This is a genomic window from Anaerotignum propionicum DSM 1682 (assembly GCF_001561955.1).
Lineage (GTDB): Bacteria > Bacillota > Clostridia > Lachnospirales > Anaerotignaceae > Chakrabartyella > Chakrabartyella propionicum.
Window position 1 is genome coordinate 115,675 of sequence record NZ_CP014223.1, and the last position, 19,082, is coordinate 134,756.

Annotated in this window: 16 protein-coding genes and 1 other annotated feature; of the genes, 6 read left to right on the forward strand and 10 right to left on the reverse strand. The window is 41.2% G+C overall.

Features of this window, described 5'->3' with window-relative positions; translation table 11 throughout:
- Positions 1-80: 80 nt before the first annotated feature.
- The 7 genes from CPRO_RS00520 to rsxC all read right to left on the reverse strand — a co-directional run bounded on the left by CPRO_RS00520 (position 81) and on the right by rsxC (position 5,919).
- Complete coding sequence (locus CPRO_RS00520; protein WP_066046661.1) at positions 81-338, reverse strand: DUF4321 domain-containing protein; 258 nt, start codon at positions 336-338, stop codon at positions 81-83.
- A gap of 561 nt (positions 339-899) precedes the next feature.
- A complete protein-coding gene (locus tag CPRO_RS00525) occupies positions 900-1,796 on the reverse strand; it encodes an RnfABCDGE type electron transport complex subunit B (RefSeq protein WP_066046663.1) in 897 nt (298 codons plus the stop codon).
- Between the two features lie 19 nt (positions 1,797-1,815).
- Positions 1,816-2,394 (reverse strand): electron transport complex subunit RsxA, encoded by a 579-nt coding sequence (rsxA, locus tag CPRO_RS00530; protein ID WP_066046665.1) that lies wholly within the window; start codon positions 2,392-2,394, stop codon positions 1,816-1,818.
- Between the two features lie 17 nt (positions 2,395-2,411).
- Positions 2,412-3,011, reverse strand: a complete 600-nt coding sequence (gene rsxE, locus CPRO_RS00535) for an electron transport complex subunit RsxE (protein ID WP_066046666.1) — start codon at positions 3,009-3,011, stop codon at positions 2,412-2,414.
- Complete coding sequence (locus CPRO_RS00540) at positions 3,011-3,550, reverse strand: RnfABCDGE type electron transport complex subunit G (RefSeq protein WP_066046668.1); 540 nt, start codon at positions 3,548-3,550, stop codon at positions 3,011-3,013. Before CPRO_RS00540 ends, rsxE begins: the two co-directional genes overlap by 1 nt.
- Positions 3,547-4,509 (reverse strand): RnfABCDGE type electron transport complex subunit D, encoded by a 963-nt coding sequence (locus CPRO_RS00545; RefSeq protein ID WP_066046670.1) that lies wholly within the window; start codon positions 4,507-4,509, stop codon positions 3,547-3,549. Before CPRO_RS00545 ends, CPRO_RS00540 begins: the two co-directional genes overlap by 4 nt.
- 18 nt (positions 4,510-4,527) lie before the next feature.
- A complete protein-coding gene (gene rsxC / locus CPRO_RS00550) occupies positions 4,528-5,919 on the reverse strand; it encodes an electron transport complex subunit RsxC (protein WP_066046671.1) in 1,392 nt (463 codons plus the stop codon).
- A 497-nt stretch (positions 5,920-6,416) separates the two neighbouring features.
- Here rsxC and rpoN point away from each other — a divergent pair, with 497 nt between their 5' ends.
- From rpoN to CPRO_RS00575, 5 genes are all read left to right on the forward strand, one after another.
- A complete protein-coding gene (rpoN, locus tag CPRO_RS00555) occupies positions 6,417-7,778 on the forward strand; it encodes an RNA polymerase factor sigma-54 (RefSeq protein ID WP_066046673.1) in 1,362 nt (453 codons plus the stop codon).
- Between the two features lie 29 nt (positions 7,779-7,807).
- Positions 7,808-9,244 (forward strand): MocR-like pyridoxine biosynthesis transcription factor PdxR, encoded by a 1,437-nt coding sequence (gene pdxR, locus CPRO_RS00560; RefSeq protein ID WP_066046674.1) that lies wholly within the window; start codon positions 7,808-7,810, stop codon positions 9,242-9,244.
- Between the two features lie 154 nt (positions 9,245-9,398).
- Complete coding sequence (locus CPRO_RS00565) at positions 9,399-9,614, forward strand: hypothetical protein (RefSeq protein WP_066046676.1); 216 nt, start codon at positions 9,399-9,401, stop codon at positions 9,612-9,614.
- 197 nt (positions 9,615-9,811) lie between these two features.
- Positions 9,812-10,033 (forward strand) — a binding site (T-box leader).
- Positions 10,034-10,100: 67 nt separating this feature from the next.
- Positions 10,101-12,743, forward strand: a complete 2,643-nt coding sequence (gene alaS, locus CPRO_RS00570; protein ID WP_066046678.1) for an alanine--tRNA ligase — start codon at positions 10,101-10,103, stop codon at positions 12,741-12,743.
- Positions 12,744-13,186: 443 nt separating this feature from the next.
- A complete protein-coding gene (locus CPRO_RS00575) occupies positions 13,187-14,569 on the forward strand; it encodes an NAD(P)/FAD-dependent oxidoreductase (RefSeq protein ID WP_066046680.1) in 1,383 nt (460 codons plus the stop codon).
- A gap of 394 nt (positions 14,570-14,963) precedes the next feature.
- Here CPRO_RS00575 and brnQ read toward each other — a convergent pair whose 3' ends face one another.
- Positions 14,964-16,268, reverse strand: coding sequence for a branched-chain amino acid transport system II carrier protein (gene brnQ / locus CPRO_RS00580; RefSeq protein ID WP_066046681.1), 1,305 nt, complete (start codon positions 16,266-16,268; stop codon positions 14,964-14,966).
- 700 nt (positions 16,269-16,968) lie between these two features.
- Between brnQ and CPRO_RS00585 the strand changes: the two genes are divergently transcribed.
- Positions 16,969-17,688, forward strand: coding sequence for a helix-turn-helix domain-containing protein (locus CPRO_RS00585; protein WP_066046683.1), 720 nt, complete (start codon positions 16,969-16,971; stop codon positions 17,686-17,688).
- 172 nt (positions 17,689-17,860) lie between these two features.
- Here the strand turns inward: CPRO_RS00585 and CPRO_RS00590 are convergent, their stop codons facing one another.
- Together CPRO_RS00590 and CPRO_RS00595 are read right to left on the reverse strand one after the other, a co-directional pair.
- Positions 17,861-18,298, reverse strand: coding sequence for a hypothetical protein (locus tag CPRO_RS00590; RefSeq protein ID WP_066046686.1), 438 nt, complete (start codon positions 18,296-18,298; stop codon positions 17,861-17,863).
- Positions 18,298-19,023: a S8 family serine peptidase gene (locus tag CPRO_RS00595; RefSeq protein ID WP_066046687.1), complete on the reverse strand. Its 726-nt coding sequence runs from the start codon at positions 19,021-19,023 to the stop codon at positions 18,298-18,300. Before CPRO_RS00595 ends, CPRO_RS00590 begins: the two co-directional genes overlap by 1 nt.
- Positions 19,024-19,082 lie beyond the last annotated feature (59 nt).

Here is a 19,082-nt window from a genome sequence, read left to right on the forward strand (position 1 = left end):
GACTTCCATTTTTATTGAAAAGAGCTGTTTTTCCACTCTGTAAAAATGACAGAAAAAAAGCCGCCAGGCGGCTATGATAATTACAGCTTACGGTATACCATGAATGCAACGAAAATGCCAATAATTCCCGCGATGGTAAATCGAATGGTAATGGCAAACTGTAGGGTAAGCACGCCGATATCAAGAACCAGCGGAGAGGTAAGACCAAACTTGTTGCCATAGGTCAGCCAACTTAGCGCAGGTACATCTGCAAAAAGGCTTCCGATAAATCCTCCAAGAACAACGCCGGCTAAAAGAAATAAAACCAGCACCCAAACATTTTTTGTTTGCCCCTTCAAAATTGTCGCCCCCTAACTTCTTCTGAGCAAAAATGCAACAGTACCGTAGAACAGTATATTTCAATCTGCTACTTATTGCAAGATATTATACCATATTTACAAAATAGGGTAAAGGGAACAAAAAATAAAAATCTATGAAAAAGAGAGGGTGCCATAAACTTATCGTTTTATGTCACCCTCAATTATTACACATTCAATTCATATTTCCAGAAAAAGCGAGCATATTTTCTTTCTGCTCACCCCAAATAATGGCATCTATTTTGGAAATCTGACTTAAGCCAATCTATTTACTTGTTTCTTGGTTTTTTAAATAGTCAGTGAACTCTTGAAAAACAATTTTGTTCTTGATATAAAATACTCGGAATTTTCTTCTGAAAAATTTTATTGGCAAAAATACGGGCAGTCAATTATAATTCCGAATGTTATTAAAATTTATTTAATGTTACAATATTTAAAAAATATTTAGTATGATAATTAAATGGTATTGTTTTAAATAATTAAGAGAAGCCCCTTTCTATAAGTTTTTCAACTTGCAAAAAGGGGCTATCTGATACGGATTAATTATTCAGCTTTTGCTTCTTCCTTAGCAGGTGCTTCCTCTTTGGGGGCTTCTGTTTTAGGAGCCTCAGCCTTAGGAGCAGCCTGAGCGGGAGGCACAGGTTTTTTTCCTGTAATCGTACCCTTCGGACACTTGTTTGCACAAATGCCGCAGGCTTTACACTTATCATAGTCAATGACTGCCAGGTTATCAATTACATGAATTGCGTCGAAAGGACAATTCTTTTCGCAAATTTTACATGCAATACAACCAACGGAGCAAACCTGCATAACGTTTTTGCCAATGTCCTTGGAGGAACACTGAACTTTAATTTTGTTTTTTGCAGGAAGCATCTCAATGATATGCTTAGGGCATGTGGATACACATTTACCACAAGCAACACATTTGTCTTTATCAATCACAGCAATACCATCTTGAATCTCGATTGCGTCAAAAGCACAAGCTTTTTTGCAGCTTCCAAGACCTAAGCAGGCATAAGAGCAGCTTCTTGCACCACCGGAAGCCAGCTGAACCGCCATGTTACAATCGTCAATACCGAAGTATTCATATTTATCTTTTGCTTTTTCGCATGTGCCGCCGCATTTAACGAAAGCAGCAATGGGTACGGAAGTGGAAGCCTCAACACCCATAATTGCACCTACTTTTTCAGCAACAGCAGCACCACCAACGGGACAACCGTTTACAGGTGCGTTTCCAGCAGCAATTGCACTTGCAAGACCGCCACAGCCGGGGAACCCACAGCCGCCACAGTTTGCGCCGGGGAGAACCTCTAAAATTTGAGTGATTTTAGGATCCTCTTCTACTTTGAAAACCTCACCGGCGATGCCAAGGCCTGCGCCAAAAACTACACCAAGTCCACCGATACTAAGGACCGGATACATAATATTTAATATGTCCATTTTTGTCACCCTCCCTGCATTAAAGTTTGATCAAGCCGGAGAAGCCTAAGAATGCAATGGACATAAGGCCTGCTGTAAGCAGTGCCAAAGGGAATCCATCAAAGGCCTTCGGTGTATCATTGTCTGCGATTCTTTCACGAATACCTGCAAACAGAACAATCGCCAAAGCGAAGCCTGTTGCACCACCAAAACCGTTTAATACGGATTCGATGAAGTTATAATTCTTCTGCATGTTCAAAACGGCAACACCCAATACTGCACAGTTTGTTGTAATCAAAGGAAGGAATACGCCCAGTGCTTGATACAGCGCAGGTGCAGCTTTCTTTAAGAACATTTCAACGAACTGTACTAAGGATGCGATAACCAAAATGAACGCAATGTTATACAAATATGTGATGTTCAAAGGCACCAAAATCAGGGCATAAACAAGCCATGCTGCTGCTGCTGCCAAGGACATAACGAAGATAACGGCTACACCCATGCCTACTGCTGTTTCAATTTTTCTAGAAACACCGAGGAAGGGGCAGATACCTAAGAATTGAGATAATACGTAGTTGTTTACGAAAATCCCGGCTAAAACTAATAATACTAGATTCATTTAATTTCCCCTCCTTCTCAAGCTTTTTTCTTGTTTCTGAAATGATTTAAAGCAGCCATCAGACAGCCCAATGTAAAGAAAGCACCGGGAGCCATAACGAACAGTAATGTTCTGGGGAATGCTGCGGGAAGTACAGTGTAATCAAATAATGTGCCTGCACCGATGAATTCACGAACCAAGCCCAAAACACCTAAAGCAACTGTGAAACCAAGACCCATACCGATACCATCAAAGATAGCGGAAACCGGACCATTTTTGAAAGCAAATGCTTCTGCTCTTGCCAAGATGAGGCAGTTAACTACGATCAGAGGGATATAGAGACCCAAGGATGCGTTAAGGGCAGGAAGGTAAGCTTTCAGTAAGAACTCAATGATTGTAACGAATGTAGCGATAACTACGATAAAGCATGGAATTCTAACTTTATCGGGAATAATCTTTCTCAACAGAGAGATAAAAAGGTTTGCGAAAATCAAAACCGCTGCAGTGGAAAGACCCATACCGATACCGTTAATAGCAGAGCTAGTTACAGCCAAAGTAGGACACATACCGATAACCTGCACAAAGGTAGGGTTTTCGTCAATCAAACCATTTTTAATTAATTTCAATGGGTTAGCCATTAATAAGCACCTCCGTTCGCAGCAAACCATTCCAAAGCGTCATTTGCACCGCTTGTAACGGCTCTGGAAGTGATTGTGGAGCTAGTAATAGGAACAACTTCGCCGCCATCCTTTGTTACAGCTAGTGTACCGGACATACCTGTAAACTGCTCATAGAAGGAAGGATCGGTTGATTTTGCACCTAAACCGGGTGTTTCGGCATGTTTTGTAACACGCAGACCGGTGATTACGCCGTCTGCATCAATACCAACCATTGTATTTACAGCACCGCCAAAGCCGCCAGGCTCAGTAGTGATAACAAAGCCGCCGTTGTCTGCTTTATATACAGCAGTCAAGGAACCTGTTAATTCTGCATCTTCAATTTGCTCAAAAGAGCTTGCATCGGGCATAACTGCCTTCATGGAAGCTGCTCTTGTTTGTTCTTCCTGCAATCTGATGGGTTCTGCAGTAATGGACTGAACCGCACCCAAAGCTGCCGCTGCAACGCCGGCGATAATCAGCAATACTATAGCAGGTCTTATGATCTCTTTTCCGTTCATGCTTTTTTCGCCTCCTTTACTTTAGGCAGTGCACCAAAGATAGTAGGCTCTGTAAGTCTTTCAATCAGGGGCACAGTAAGGTTCATAATCAGGATCGAGTAGGATACACCTTCAGGGTAACCGCCAAAAATTCTGATTAATGTTGTCAACAAACCACAGCCAAGGGCGAATATAATCTGTCCCCTAGATGTTACAGGAGAGGATGCATAATCGGTTGCCATAAAGAATGCACCTAACATCAAACCGCCTGCAAAAATTTCGTAAACAGGAACACGCAGACCTTTTCTGCCGATTAATGCGGTCAGAACAAAAACGGTTGCGATATAAATTACAGGAACTTTCCAGTTGATTACATGCTTTGCAATCAGATAAACACCACCGATAATCAAAGCGATGGCACAGGTTTCACCCAGACAGCCGCCTACGTTACCAACCAATACATCTGTAAAGCTTGCATCGGGCATTACGCCGCCCTTCAGCTGCGCTAAAGGTGTTGCAACTGCAACAGCATCTACACCGAAGTTACCGGAGGATGTCCAAGAGGTCATTTCGGTAGGGTAGGATGCCAATAAGAAAGCTCTGCCGGCAAGGGCAGGGTTAATAAAGTTCTGCCCCAAACCACCGAAAAGCTGTTTTGCAAAGATAATTGCAAATGCACTACCAACAATAGCAACCCAAACAGGTGCAGCTGCGGGTAAGTTCATTGCCAAAAGTAAACCTGTTACAACAGCACTCAAATCGCTGATTGTAATGGGTTTTTTCATTAATTTTTGATAAAGCCATTCAAAGAAAACAGCAGATACAATGGCAGCAACCATCAGCATCAGTGCTCTCAAACCGAAATAATAAATGCCCATCACGGAAGCAGGAACCAAAGCAATGATTACATCACGCATGATGCTCTGGATAGATTCCTTAGAACGTACGTGAGGGGTACCGGATACTACAAAATTAGCCATGTTTTATTCTCCCCCTTCTCAGTTCTTTTCAGCTTTCGCTTTTGCCTCTGCTTCAGCTTTCGCTCTTGCAGCTGCAGCCGCGGCCGCTTTTTTACCTGCTTCAATTTTCTTCACTGCACGAATGGACTGGGCAAGCTGACGCTTTGCAGGGCATTCATAGGAGCAGCTGCCGCACTCGATACAATCCAAGCCGTGGTGGGCAACAAAAGCGTCGCCGTCACCCTTGAGCGCCAAGAAATTCAGCATGAAGGGCATAAGTCCCATTGGACAGTGGTCAACACACTTACCGCAGCGAATGCAGTTTCTTTCTTCGGGAATGAATGCTTCTTCTTTTGTGAAGCAAAGCAAACCTGAAGTTGTTTTTACGGATGCTACATCTAAAGTATAAAGAGAAGGACCCATCATAGGACCACCGGCAATCAGCTTTACAGGAGGGTTTTCCTCGTTAAAGCCACCAATTGCATCAACTAAATCACGCAGAGTCATACCAATACGGATTTTGTAGTTGCCTGGGTTTTTGATACCTTGTCCGGAAACGGTTACCACTCTTCTCATCAAAGGTCTACCTTTTACGATAGCTCTTTCAATTGCAAGAACGGTGTCCACGTTATCAACGATACAGCCTGCACTTGCGGGCAGAGCACCGGATTTTACTTCTCTTTTTGTAATGGCATAAATCAAGTGTTTTTCAGAACCCTGAGGGAACTTTGTTACCAAGGGTTGAACAACAATATTGCTAATGCCTTCGCAAGCCTTTGTCATAATTTCAATTGCCTTAGGCTTGTTCATTTCAATGCCGATTACGCCCTTTGCATTGGGATGCAGTTTCAGCATAATCTGCAGACCTTTCACAATACGTTCTGGTTCTTCCACCATTAAACGATAATCGCATGTGAGGTATGGCTCACATTCTGCCGCATTGATTAAGATATAATCAATGGGATTATCCTTGGGTGGATTCAGTTTTACATGGGTAGGGAAACCAGCACCACCCAAACCAACAACGCCTGCGTCCTTAATTGCCGCAAGAATTTCGTCGTTTGTCATTTTGGTGTAGTCTCTGCCTTGATTCAAGCCTTCGATTTCTTCCATTTTGCCGTCGTTTTTCACAACGATGGATTTTACCATTACGCCGCCGGGAACAAGCATAGGACGGATGTCCACAACTTCACCGGATACGCTAGCGAAAATTGGAGAAGACATGAATGCGGGTGACTCTGCGATTTTCTGACCAACTTTTACATGATCACCAACAGCAACAAGTGGCTCACAAGGAGCGCCGATGTGCTGGCTCATGGGGTAGAACAACTCAGAGTTTTCCTTTGGGAGTATCACCTGAATAGGCTGCTCTGCGGACAGAGCTTTTCCATCAGGCGGATGAACTCCACGTTTGAACGTTAAAGCTTGCATATTATCCCCCTCTGTCAAGTGTTTTGTGCGCTTGGGAAGCGCGAAGATTAGTTATACCTTCAAGAAATGATAGAACTATACGTACAACAGCAGTATTTTAATACAAAAATGAAGTTTTCACAACATATTTGTAAAAAAAACTGCAAAAGCTATCGTTTGTGAAAAAAGGTTTTGACAAAATTCTTTCGTAAAACCTGAGTTTAACTTATTTTGTACGCATAGAAAGACATACAATCAATTTGTATGCTAAATATTAAGACCTACTTTAGTTTACTATTATTATGTAAAATTGTAAATGATAATATATTACCATAATTGGTGGGGTTTTTCCCCTAGTTTTTTAAGGCAATTAGACAAAAACAAAGTACGGAAAATAGTAAACTCTTTACAACATGGCAGAAATGTAGCTTTTTTTTAGTGTAAACTGTGATAAAATGAAAAAAGTGCCAAAGACGAGAGAAACTTATTGTTAAAATATAAGTGAAGAGGGTGATACCGTGGATTTGTCCCTGCAGTTAGCACAAAAGCAAATTTTATCTCAAAGAATGCAGCAATCTGTTGAGATTTTACAGATGAATACAATTATGCTTACAGAGTATATTCACGAGCTGACACAGGAGAATCCCCTCTTAGAATGGCAGGAGGTTTCTGATGAGCAGGCTGTGAAAGAGGATAAGCTGCTGCGCAAGCTGGAATGGCTGGAAGAGGCAGATGAGCAAAATCGCAGTATGTATCGTGTGGAGCAAGAAGATGAGCGGGATGAAAGAGATTCCATCGGCAAGCGGGAGCGTGAGAGCCTGCGGGAATATCTTTTATTCCAAATCAATATATTAAATGTGGATGAAGGGGTTAAATGTGTTTTGCGCTTTTTGGCGGAAAGTACGGAGGAAAGTGGTTACTTAGAAAAGGGCGCATTGGAAGCTGCGGAGAAAAAGTACCATTTAAAAGGTAATTGCAGCGAAGATATCATGGGACTTCTTCAGTCCCTAGACCCTCCCGGAGTCGGAGCCAGAAGCTTGCAGGAATGCCTTTTGATTCAACTTAAGCAAAAAAATGCATCTCCTATTGCCATTATTATGGTAGAAAAATATTTGTCTGATCTGGCAAAAAATAGGATGAGCTATGTTGCGAAGCAGATGCGTGTGACTCTTGAGGTAGCACAGGATGCTTTTGAGGAAATAAAAAACTGTGAGCCGAAGCCCGGTCGTGGATTTTTAAGTGAAAGACCCGTTGAGTATATTTTACCGGACGTTTTTGTACAAAAGCAAGAAGGAGAGCTGCTGGTCACGGTGAATAGCTCCTCCTCCCCTAGATTATTTATCAGTCAATCTTATTTGAAAATGCTGCGAGAGGGTGCATCCGACGAGGCCAAAGAGTTTATTTCTAATAAATTAAGGCAAGCAGAATGGGCAATTCAGTGTATTTCAAAAAGAGAAAGCACTTTGCTTGAAACGGCAAAATGCATTGTGAATCATCAAGAAGAATTTTTTATACGGCCTGACGGCCAGATTAGGCCATTACGTTTAGCAGACATTGCCGAGTGCATGCAGGTGCATGAGTCTACGGTGAGCCGAGCGGTAAGGGATAAATATCTGCAATGCGACAGAGGGATTTTTCCACTGAGTTCCTTTTTTTCCAAGGCGCTATCTTCGGAAGAAACAGGTACCATTTCCGCCGATAGCATTCAACAGAAAATACGGTTGATGATTGAAAGAGAAAACAAAATGAAGCCTTACAGCGATAGAGAGCTGACAGAAGCACTGCAAAAGGAAGGCATACAGATTTCCCGCAGAACTGTCGCAAAATATCGTGAGGGCATGGGCATTGCAGGGGCGTCGGGCAGAAAACGCTATGAGTAATATGAGTAAGTTGTTAAGGGAGAGATTTTATGTCGGATACTATTTTTCACATAAAATTAAATAAAGAGGGGCAGACCCCCTTATATCAGCAATTGGCTGATGGACTTGGCAGACTGATTTCCCAAGGGAGCCTTGCGCCAGACAGCAAATTGCCGCCGATACGAAAAATGGCAGAGGCGTACGGCGTAAACAATGTTACGGTGGTTACGGCATATAAGCATTTGGAAAGCAAACAGATGGTTTATTCCAGAAAAGGTAGCGGAACCTTTGTATCCCCTTTGCCAGTTGAGGCAATACCATCGCCGGTTGCCAAGGGGAATCTTCATAGCTTTGAAGTGGGAATTTCTTTTGAAAAGGCAATTAATTTTGCAAATACATCATTGCCCCACGAGTTGTTTCCCGTAGATGCCTTCAAGAAAGCCTTTGATGAGGTTCTGGAGAGGGAAAAGGGCGGTGCCTTCCGTTATATGGACAGTATGGGGTATCAACCTCTACGTGAACAGCTTTGCAGCTACATAGAAGCGTATGGTATTAAAACAGCACCGGATAGCGTACAGATCATTTCAGGTGCCCAGCAGGGCATTGACGTAATTTCCAAGGCCATGATTCATTTCGGAGATGTGGTTTTTGTGGAAAGCCCCACCTTTTATGGTGCGGCGGGGGCATTTTTATCCAGAGGGGCAAAGCTGATTGAAATTCCCATGGAAAACGATGGTATGAAAATGTCGGTTTTAGAAGATTATTTGAAGCTGTATCGCCCAAGGTTTATCTATATGATGGCGTATTTTCAAACGCCTACGGGAATTTCTTATTCTTTGGAAAAAAAGCGCCGCATTCTGGAATTGGCAGAAAGATATGATACTTATATCATAGAAGAGGATGATTTCTACGACTTTTATTATAGCAAAGAAGCACCGGTGCCTTTAAAAGCATTGGATTATAAGAATAGAGTGGTTTATATTAAAAGTTTTTCAAAAATATTAATGCCAGGCCTTCGTATGGGTCTTATGGTTTTGCCCAAAAAGATTCATCAAGGGGTTATGGAAGCAAAATATACTACGGATATTTCAACCTCAGGCTTTATTCAAAAAGCCATGGAGCAATATTTTAAGGAAAATGGCTGGGAGGAGCATGCAAAGACTATGCGTGGTTTCGGCGGGGAAAAATACCGTCACACCCTTTCTTTTGCCAAAAAATATTTGGCAGGCAGAGCCACCTTTTCTTTGCCAAATGGTGGTGTTAGCCTTTGGATTCAATTACCTGAAGGAATAAGTGCTGAGGCCTTTTGCAGCCGTATGCTGGAGAAGAATGTGATTCTGACTCCAGGAAGCCAATTTGAAATCAGCGGCAGAGACAGTGGTCATGTCCGTCTGAGCTTTTGCGGTTTGGAGGATGGGAAGATTGAAGTAGGGCTAAAACGTATGAGTGAAACCATTGATAATATGGCGATGAACAAAATGTTTTAGAAATAGGGATACTTTTGATTGAAGTTTGTTTTGGAAAGACCATGTAACTTGTCATGTATTGTCGAAAGGAAACCCATGCAATAACCATCCCTTTGTGGTAGATTGTTTAATGTAGTGAGGTCCAAACAAGGGTTATGGGAGGTTTGAAAACCAAATGAATAAAAGCAATATCGTTACAGCGGAGTTTATCGTTATTTTTATTTCTGTGTATTGTTTTTTTAGACCTGATATTTTATGTTCCTTTGGATATGGTCTGTCGGTGGATGGTACTGTAATTGCAAGAACTTTCTGCCTGCTTTTTGCTTTATATAGATTCGTAAAACTAATATACTTTTTAAATTCGGGGGACAAGAATGGGTCTATAGAATAAAAAAGTTATAATGTTTTTGGTGCAGTTTCGTTAGAACGGTAGAGAGACATATATATAGAATGCACCTCTTTTAGAATACATATTTTTCAATGTTTCGAAAATATTAAGCACTATGCATGTATTTTCCATGATGAAATATGCCTTTCTCTTGACAAACGAAAAGGGACTTACTATAATCTTCTTAACTGAATGAATTGAAAAAAGCCATAAAAAGAAGGAGTATTTAGCGGCAGGCCTTTACAGAGAGAAAACCATTGGTGGAAGGTTTTCGGGAGCCCGTTGAAGAAGCAGTCTTTTTGGATATTCACAGCTCTGCGGCGGAATTTGAAGTATGCTGCGGCGCAGGCCGGCGTTAACGGCATGAAAGCGACGGCGTTTTGCCGTAAGCAGGGTGGTACCACGGTTTAATCGTCCCTGATCCTTAGTGATCGGGGGCTTATTTTTTTCCAAAAAACAAATGAGATGAAATGATTAGGAGGAAATACAATGAAATACATGGGTGTAAATGAAGTAAGAGAGGCTTTCCTTTCCTTTTTTGAAAGTAAAGAACATTTGCGTTTGCAAAGCTTTCCCCTGGTACCCCACAATGACAAGAGCTTACTGCTGATTAATTCAGGTATGGCGCCAATGAAGGCGTATTTTACTGGTCAGGAAATTCCCCCCAGCAAAAGGGTAACCACTTGTCAGAAGTGTATCCGTACAGGTGACATTGAAAATGTTGGTAAAACAGCACGCCATGGCACTTTTTTTGAAATGCTGGGTGATTTTTCATTTGGTGATTACTTTAAAAATGAAATCATACCTTGGTCTTGGGAGTTTGTGACAGAGGTTTTGGGCATTCCTGAGGATAAGCTGTATGTTACAATTTATGAAGAGGATGATGAATCCGGTGATATTTGGCATAATGCCGTTGGTGTGCCTCGTGATAGAATTAAAAAGCTGGGCAAAGCTGATAACTTCTGGGAACACGGTACAGGCCCCTGTGGCCCTTGTACAGAGATTTATTATGACAGAGGGGAAAAGTACGGCTGTGACAGTCCGGACTGCGGTGTAGGCTGTGATTGTGACCGCTATATGGAGTTCTGGAACTTAGTACTCACTCAGTTTAATGCTGAAGTAGATGGAACCTATACAGAACTTGCTCAGAAAAACGTGGATACAGGTATGGGCTTGGAGCGTATGGCTACTATTTTGCAGGGCGTGGATTCTATTTTTGACGTGGATACAGTGAAATCAATTCGTGATGCAATTTGCCAAAAAGCCAATGTGGAATATGGTAAAATTGCTAAAACCGACGTTTCTGTTCGTGTTATAACAGATCATATCCGTTCCGTTACCATGATGACCGCTGATGGCGTTTTGCCCTCCAATGAGGGTCGGGGCTATGTGCTTCGCCGTTTGCTTCGCCGTGCGGCACGCCATGGAAAACTACTGGGGATTGAAGGAGAATTCTTGGCAGAGCTCTCTAAATCTGTCATTGCTTGCAGTGGTGATGCTTATCCCGAATTGGTGGACAAGCAGGAATATATTTATAAAATTCTTTCCATCGAGGAAAACAGCTTCTATAAAACCATTGACAACGGCATGGCAATCCTAAAGTCTGACATGGAAGAGATGAAGGAAGCTGGTCAGACAACAATGAGTGGTGACAAAGCCTTCCGTTTATATGATACCTATGGATTCCCCATTGATTTGACAAAGGAAATCTTAGAGGAAGCAGGCATGAATGTGGATGAAGAAGCTTTTGCTGCTGAAATGAAACAGCAAAAAGAAAGAGCGAGAGCGGCAAGAGGAAAATCCACTTATATGGGAGCGGCAGAAACCGTTTATCATGAACTTCCCGTTGAATTAGAGACAAGCTTTGCAGGCTATGATGTGAAGGAAATTTCTGATGCAAAAATCGTTGCATTGATTGCAAATAATGAGGTGGCAGGTGTGGCACAAAAGGGTGACAGTGTTTCTGTTTTCTTGAATAATACACCTTGTTATGCAGAAAGCGGAGGTCAGGTGGGTGACCATGGAACAATCAAAACAGCAAAGGGCATTGTAACGGTAACCGATTGTATTAAGGTTATCGGTGGTAAAATTGCTCATGTAGGTCAGATAACTGAGGGTACAATTTCTGTTGACGAAAAGGCAGTTGTAACAGTGGATTGGGAAAGACGTATGGCAACGGCAAGAAACCATAGTACAACCCACTTACTGCAAAAAGCACTGAGAACCGTTTTGGGCACCCACGTGGAACAGGCTGGTTCTTATGTAAGTCCTGAACGTTTGCGTTTTGACTTCACCCATTTTACAGCCTTGACTGATGAGGAATTAAAGGCTGTTGAAAAAATGGTGAATGATTCTATTTTTGCAAGCTATGTAATTGAGACAGCTGAAATGAGTATTGAGGAAGCAAGAAACAAAGGGGCAATGGCTTTATTTGGAGAAAAATACGGCGATGTTGTGCGTGTAGTTGATATGGGTGGCTATAGCGTAGAGCTTTGCGGCGGTGCCCACTTGACAAACACTGCTCAGGCTGGTTCCTTTAAAATCCTTTCTGAAAATGGTGTTGCTGCTGGTGTGCGCCGTATTGAGGCGGTGACAGGCAGTGAGGCTTTGAAGCATTATCAAGCGCAGGAAGACGAATTGAAGGAAATTTCCCGTTTGGTAAAAGCAACCCCTGATAAGCTGGTTGCCCGTGTGGAACAATTGATGGCTGAGCAGAAAGAGATGGCGAAGGAATTGGAGAAACTGAAAGCCAAAATGGCAGGCGGTGCTGTTGAAGAAATTTTAAATGCAAAAACGGAAATCAAAGGTGTTGCAGTTTTGGCGGCGGAAGTAAAGGACTTGGATGCCAACGGTATGCGTACATTAGGTGACCAGTTGAAGAATAAACTGGGCAGTGGCATTGTTGTTTTGGCAGGCGGCGCAGAAGGTAAGGTAAACCTCTTGGTAATGGCAACAGATGATGCTGTTGCAAAGGGTGCCCATGCAGGTAATATTGTTAAGGCAGCAGCGGCAGCTTGCGGTGGCGGCGGCGGTGGTCGTCCTAATATGGCCCAGGCTGGAGGTAAGGATGCTTCCAAAATTGGTGAGGCATTGGAAGTTGCAAAAGAAACCATTGCACAGCAAATAAAGTGATTTTTCGGGTGTCGGCAAAGCCGACACCCTTTTCTATACCCTTTTTTAAAAATTTAACGTACTAAGGATGGCAAAAAACCAACATTTCAGTCAAATATATAGCACCTATTTAAATGACTTGTAAATTTGGATTACACTTCTGAGATATGCTTCTTTGGGGTATACTGTAAAGGGAAATGTTATTTTCATGTTTCTGTATTGGAGACATTTATTTGTTCTATGAATGATTATGCGTAGCAGGTCTGTGATATTTTCGGAAAAGAAAAAAGAACCACTTGACTTGAGGAGGGAAATACGTTAAAATAAGACGTAAGTAAAGCGAAACTTTTCTTACACAAGTATAGAGGAGTTTCGCTCTTTTTCTGCGCGCGAAGAATAATTATGCAAAAAACAGTTATATTTTGAATAAGGCATTTTTGAATGCCACATTAGGAGGTGCTTCTATGAGTTTAAAAAAGCATTATGATGTAGCAATTATTGGCGGTGGTATCGGCGGGATTATGACAGCATATCGTTTGGTTGAGAGCAATCCCCAAATGAAGGTCTTAATTATGGAAAAAGGTCATGCCATTCGGCAGCGCCATTGCCCTATTGTGACAGGAAAGGTAGAGAAATGTATCAAATGCTCCTCTTGTGCCATTATGGAGGGCATGGCTGGCGCTGGCGCATTTTCCGATGGAAAATATGTTATTTCTACGGAATATGGTGGCTGGCTGACTGAGTTTTTAGAGCCCCAAACGGTCATCCATTACATTGAGCAGGCGGATGAGGTCTTGGTAAAATTCGGTGCAACCACAGACCGTTTTATGCCCAATGATGATTTGAAACGCCTTTGCTTACAGCACGATCTGCATATGAGTCAGGCACAGTTGAAGCATTTGGGAACAGACAGCAACTTTGATACCATGCGGAAGCTGATTGAATATTTAGAAGATAAGGTAGATATTGCTGTTGATACAGAGGCTACTGATGTGAATAAAGATACCAAGGAGATTCATTTGATACACAAAGGGGAGAAAGATGTGATAACGGCGGATAAAATTATATTTGCCGTAGGCCGTGTTGGCAGTCGCTTTTTCTCTGACTGGTGCGAGAAGAATAATATTCCCTTGAAAAATAATCAGGTAGATATTGGTGTGAGAGTTGAGTTACCAGCAATGGTTTGGGATCACTTCAGCAAAAAAATCTACGAACCTAAAATATGGTATCGTTCCAAGCAATACGGTGATACCACCAGAATGTTCTGCTTTAACGAAAGAGGTCATGTGGTAACGGAGAATACAGGGGGTGTGCTGACAGTAAACGGTCATTCCTACCGTGATCAGGCGAGAAAGACGGAAAACTCCAACTTTGCCCTGCTTTCTACCATCCGTTTTACGGAGCCATTTAAAAAGCCCATTGAATATGCAAGATATGTGGCAAGCTTGGCAAATCTTATTTGTGGGGGCGGCGTCATGGTACAACGCTTGGGGGATTTGGAAATCGGCAGACGTTCTGATGAAAGCCGCATCAGAAAGTCCACCACAAGACCAACACTTCATGCAGTAGCTGGGGATTTAAGCCTTTGTATGCCTAAGCGTCAGTTGGATAATATAATTGAGACCCTACATGCATTGGATAAAATTGCCCCGGGCACAGCGAACTACGATACCTTGCTTTATGGGATAGAATGTAAGTATTATTCAGCAAGACCAAAATGTACTGAGTTCCAATTGGACGACTGTCCCGGGCTGTATGCCATCGGCGATGGTGCAGGCTTTACCCGCTCTCTATCACAGGCGGCGGCAAATGGAATGTATGTGGCAGATAAGATTTTAGGAAAATAATAAATCGAGATAACAAAAAAGAGAGGGGAGGGCACAAATTGTGACCTTCCCTCTCTGACATAGAACAAATAGATGCATTTTTACACTAAAAAGGATTTTGTAACCCCCTATTTTTTCTCGGATCGGCGAAGCCAACATGGGGATTACCATTCATTTGCTTTCGTCTTCACGTTCATAAACTGTTGCCATAAGCCATATGTATAAGAAGGTAGTTCATGTGAAGAAAGTTAAGAGATCTTTTCCATGGAAAAAAGAAATAATTTTTTATCGTTTTCGGAGTTCTTCCGTTTTAATAAATAAGTTTTGGATAGTCTAAAAGAGGGAAGGACACAAATGTATCCTTCCCTCTCTTTTTTCAGTGTAATCTATTTCTATTTAAAATCTTTGCAAAGCTTTAGGCAAAATCAGATCTTTCTTTTGCCTTTTCAGACATAGGAATGAATTTACCAATAAGACCACCAATAATGGCAGGAACAACCCATCCACACTGAAATCCAGCCAGAGGAAGGTTTTTAACAAATAAGAAGGGTAAGCCAAAACCACATAATACATCAGCAGCACTAACCAATAAAGCTAATACAGCGGCACCGATATAGATGTTATTGTTTTTGATGTTCTTGCCAAAGAAAGTCAAGATAATCATAACAAGAACAACAGGGTACAGCAATGTTAAAATTGGAGCTGCAATGCTGATAATGGTAGAGATACCAAAATTAGATACAAAATAGCTGAAACCAACGGTAATAATAACTACCATTTTGTAAGAAACTTTACCATTTGTTAATTCTTCAAAGAAGGATGCACAAGAGGAAACCAAGCCGATTGATGTGGTCAAACAAGCAAAGAATACGATAATACCAAGCATCAATACGCCATAGCTGCCAACCAGCTTTTGTGTAATTGCAACAACCAAGCCTGTTTGGTTCAAGTCTTCAAAACCGCCGCCGGAGGTGGTAGCACCCAAGTAAGCCAAGCCGCCGTAAATAATCATTAATGCACCGGCTGCAAAAACACTGGATTGAATTACAACCTTCATGGTCGATTTTGTATCGGTATAGCCCTTGTCCTTCGCAGCAGAGATGATAATGATAATAAATACCACAGATGCCAAAACGTCCATTGTCTGATATCCTGCAAGAATACCTTCTTTAACGGTATTAAAGCCGGTTGTATCTACAATTGGACCAATTGGGTTAACAATACCCATTACAATCAGCGCCAACAGAGAAAGAACCAAGATTGGTGTTAAATATTTACCGATAACGTCAATTACGCTAGAAGGACGGATGGTAAACATAAGGGTCAGGCCAAAAAAGATTGCGCCAAATACCCAAGAGTTAATGGATGGGAAAATAGGCATAACACCCATTTCGAAGGTTGTAGCAGCAGTACGAGGGATTGCAAGGAAGGGCCCAATGCATAATACAATCAAAGAATTAATAATGACTGAGGGTACTCTGCCCAATTTCCCTGTAATACCGTTCATAGAAACATCGCCTGTTTTAATCATAGCTAAGATTGCTACCAATGCCAAGCCAACATCGGCAATAAAGAAACAAATAAATCCTGTAAACCATTCACTACCTGCATTAATGCCTAAGTAAGGCGGAAAAATCAGGTTGCCTGCACCGAAGAACATTGCAAATAATGCCAAACCAATTATCGCAACGTCGGCCATGCTGTTTTTCTTTCCGTTCATAGATAATACCTCCTTGTATTACTTACTCTCAACTTTTCTCTCTGATGTGCAATCGGCTGTTTATGGAATTGCGACATGCTCACTATTATCTAATAAAATCTCAAAAATATCAACCCGATGAAAAATATTTAAGTGAAACAATTTATGGTAAAAACATAATCTTAATAAAAAAATAGTTGAAAAAATAAGAAAAATGGATAAAATATAACTTAAACTAATAAAAAATCAAGAATTTTATTATTTTTACGAAATGTACAATGTGCAAGTATAATTTTCTGGTAAAATATATTTCATTCAAATTTTTTTGTGATATTAGCTAATTTTGAAAAATATTTTTAATCTGAACTATAGATTTTTCTATGTTTTAGATAAAAATGAGAACAAAAGTGTTTGGAAATGATGGACAATAAATTTTTTGGAAGTAGGAATAATTGCAGAAATTTTCCACTGTAAGTGGAAAATTCAATGTTTCTAGAATCAAATGATTGAATATAGGGTGTTCTTTTTTCAAAACAAACGTCAGAAAACAGGAATTGTCTTTGTGTTAAGGACGATTCCGTGTTTAATGGGTATTTTTAAAAAAACAACTACAAACTGCAAAGGAGTTTCATCAAAATTGAAGAATACTATCAGCATTACAGACTTAAATTTGCGCAAAATATACTTTCATAGAATATAGCAACAATAATAGGAGGGAATTATGAAAGAAGTCAGTATCCATGTGGGTAAACGGATCAGGCTTTACAGAAAGCTCAAGAAATTAACAATTGAGGTCTTTGCAGAAATGATTCACAAAAGCAAAGCAACGGTTTCTAAATATGAGAATGGGGAAATTTCTATTGATATTGAAACGCTGTTTTCTATCGCAGATGCCTTAAATATTTCTGTAAATCAGCTTGTTGATTATGAAAATGTCACAACTTCTGAAGAGACTGATGGGGATGCCTTGGTCAAGCGGAAAACGGGGAAAACAAAATATTACTTGTATTTTTATGATGGCAGAAGAGGACGCATTGTCAAAAATATAATAGAAGTGCAAGGCGCAGGGGAAAATGGAATTTATAAAGCAAATTTTTATGCAGATGTAGAGGATTACAGCAATTATTACAACTGCAAATTCCTTTATCATGGTACCATGCGTAAATTTGATGCATTTACCAATTTTAATTTTGAAAATCAGAATAACAAGGTAGAACAAGTTTTTATGTATGCCATCAATTCTTTCACCCATGATCGCCGATTGGTAGGGATGTTTTCGGGGCTTTCCACCCAGCCGATTTTGCCGGTGGCATTTAAATTTTTACTATCCCTTGATGTGATGGTAGAAAATGAGGAAATGAGAGAACAATTGGTTATGACGAAGGAAGATTTGAAACAAATAAAGAAAATGAATATGTTTGTCATTAATCAGGAATTGTAAAAAAACCGATTGCTATGCATAAAGAATGCTCAGCAATCGGTTTTTTGTTTTGCTTATACAGAAAAAAATTCTGTGAAGCAGTTTTTGAAAATCCATTGGATTTTCGACTTTTTTTGGTGCTAATGCTCTAGAAAGAAGTTTTTTGAAGCAGTAATTTAGGGTTTTGATTGCCTCAAAATTTATCCATTAAAGCAATTGACATCAAAAGCCCGGCAATTTTAGCTGCTTGAGGATTTAAATTTTCCCCTGTTGCATCTGTACTTCCGTCAGCACTTCTAGCCGCAAGGAGGCCGCCTTCTTGGGTTAAGCTGGTAACGCTTTGATTTACCCCCTGCAAGGAATTAATAAAAAGCAAAGAACGACAGATATCACGGATTTGCCCACGCCCACCTTCATCCAGAAAGGGTGCAATTGCTCTTAGAAGGGTAACTTCTTTTGGTGGATGTTCCACAGTAAATGATTTTTGGTCGCCGGCAGCTAACTGGATTTTCTGAATGTAGTTTTTCTCAATTGCTTCTCGTAAGGATGTAGACATCGCCAGAAAGTCTTTTTCCAGACCATCTGTTTGCTGAAGTGTTTTTGTCAATTCGTAAATCAAATTTCGTTCCATTAAATAAAAACCACCTTTCCTGTTTGGTTCAGACAGGTACTTTGATCCAACAGTCCCCCATTTTCGGCTGCTATTTTCATTAGGGCCGCTTTAATTTCGTTGGGTCTGACATAAGGGAATCGTTCTAACAGCAAAGAAGCTGCTCCGCTTACCAAGGGGGTGGCCATAGAGGCACCACTCATACTGATATAATTGGGATAAATAATATTTTCCCGGCTGCGGTTGGGCATGCTGAACTTATAATCGGGGGAGAGAACAGAAACAATGTTTTCTCCGGGGGCCCAGATATCCGGCAGATTGGATGACTCCTTGGTAAAAAGGGAAAAAGGCTTATGTCGCGTAAAATAATCACGATCTTCCCAGGTCCCCACGGTAATTACCATGGGGCTGATGGGTGGCGGAGGCTGATAGCCTCTGCGTCCATCAGGATTGCCTGCCGCGGCCACTACAACAATTCCTCTACGCCAGAGAACTTCAACGCTCTCCTTCAAAGGCTGATTCACCTTCCTGTCGTTGGAACCGATGGATAAATTTACTACTCTTATATTATATTTTGCAGCATTGTCCATTATCCATCTTAATGCGGCAACAGCATGGGAGGAACTGCCTTGGCCGTTGCTGTCAAGAATTTTTAGGGAAATAATATAAGCCTCAGGTGCAATTCCCCTGTAGCGGCCGTTGGAAAGGGTACCACTGCCACAGGCGATACCCGTGACATGGGTCACGTATCTTTTCTGTTGCTTTTATATCTTAGTTGGGATAAAATAAAGGAGAAAAGAAATTT

Bases quoted from the DNA above. Each gene is read 5' to 3' on its own strand.
- rsxC (WP_066046671.1), bottom strand. From the start codon at position 5,919: ATGCAAGCTTTAACGTTCAAACGTGGAGTTCATCCGCCTGATGGAAAA.
- CPRO_RS00525 (WP_066046663.1), bottom strand. From the start codon at position 1,796: ATGGACATATTAAATATTATGTATCCGGTCCTTAGTATCGGTGGACTT.
- CPRO_RS00590 (WP_066046686.1), bottom strand. From the start codon at position 18,298: ATGGAACGAAATTTGATTTACGAATTGACAAAAACACTTCAGCAAACA.
- CPRO_RS00585 (WP_066046683.1), top strand. From the start codon at position 16,969: ATGAAAGAAGTCAGTATCCATGTGGGTAAACGGATCAGGCTTTACAGA.
- alaS (WP_066046678.1), top strand. From the start codon at position 10,101: ATGAAATACATGGGTGTAAATGAAGTAAGAGAGGCTTTCCTTTCCTTT.
- CPRO_RS00545 (WP_066046670.1), bottom strand. From the start codon at position 4,509: ATGGCTAATTTTGTAGTATCCGGTACCCCTCACGTACGTTCTAAGGAA.
- pdxR (WP_066046674.1), top strand. From the start codon at position 7,808: ATGTCGGATACTATTTTTCACATAAAATTAAATAAAGAGGGGCAGACC.
- CPRO_RS00540 (WP_066046668.1), bottom strand. From the start codon at position 3,550: ATGAACGGAAAAGAGATCATAAGACCTGCTATAGTATTGCTGATTATC.
- rsxA (WP_066046665.1), bottom strand. From the start codon at position 2,394: ATGAATCTAGTATTATTAGTTTTAGCCGGGATTTTCGTAAACAACTAC.
- rsxE (WP_066046666.1), bottom strand. From the start codon at position 3,011: ATGGCTAACCCATTGAAATTAATTAAAAATGGTTTGATTGACGAAAAC.
- CPRO_RS00565 (WP_066046676.1), top strand. From the start codon at position 9,399: ATGAATAAAAGCAATATCGTTACAGCGGAGTTTATCGTTATTTTTATT.
- CPRO_RS00575 (WP_066046680.1), top strand. From the start codon at position 13,187: ATGAGTTTAAAAAAGCATTATGATGTAGCAATTATTGGCGGTGGTATC.
- brnQ (WP_066046681.1), bottom strand. From the start codon at position 16,268: ATGAACGGAAAGAAAAACAGCATGGCCGACGTTGCGATAATTGGTTTG.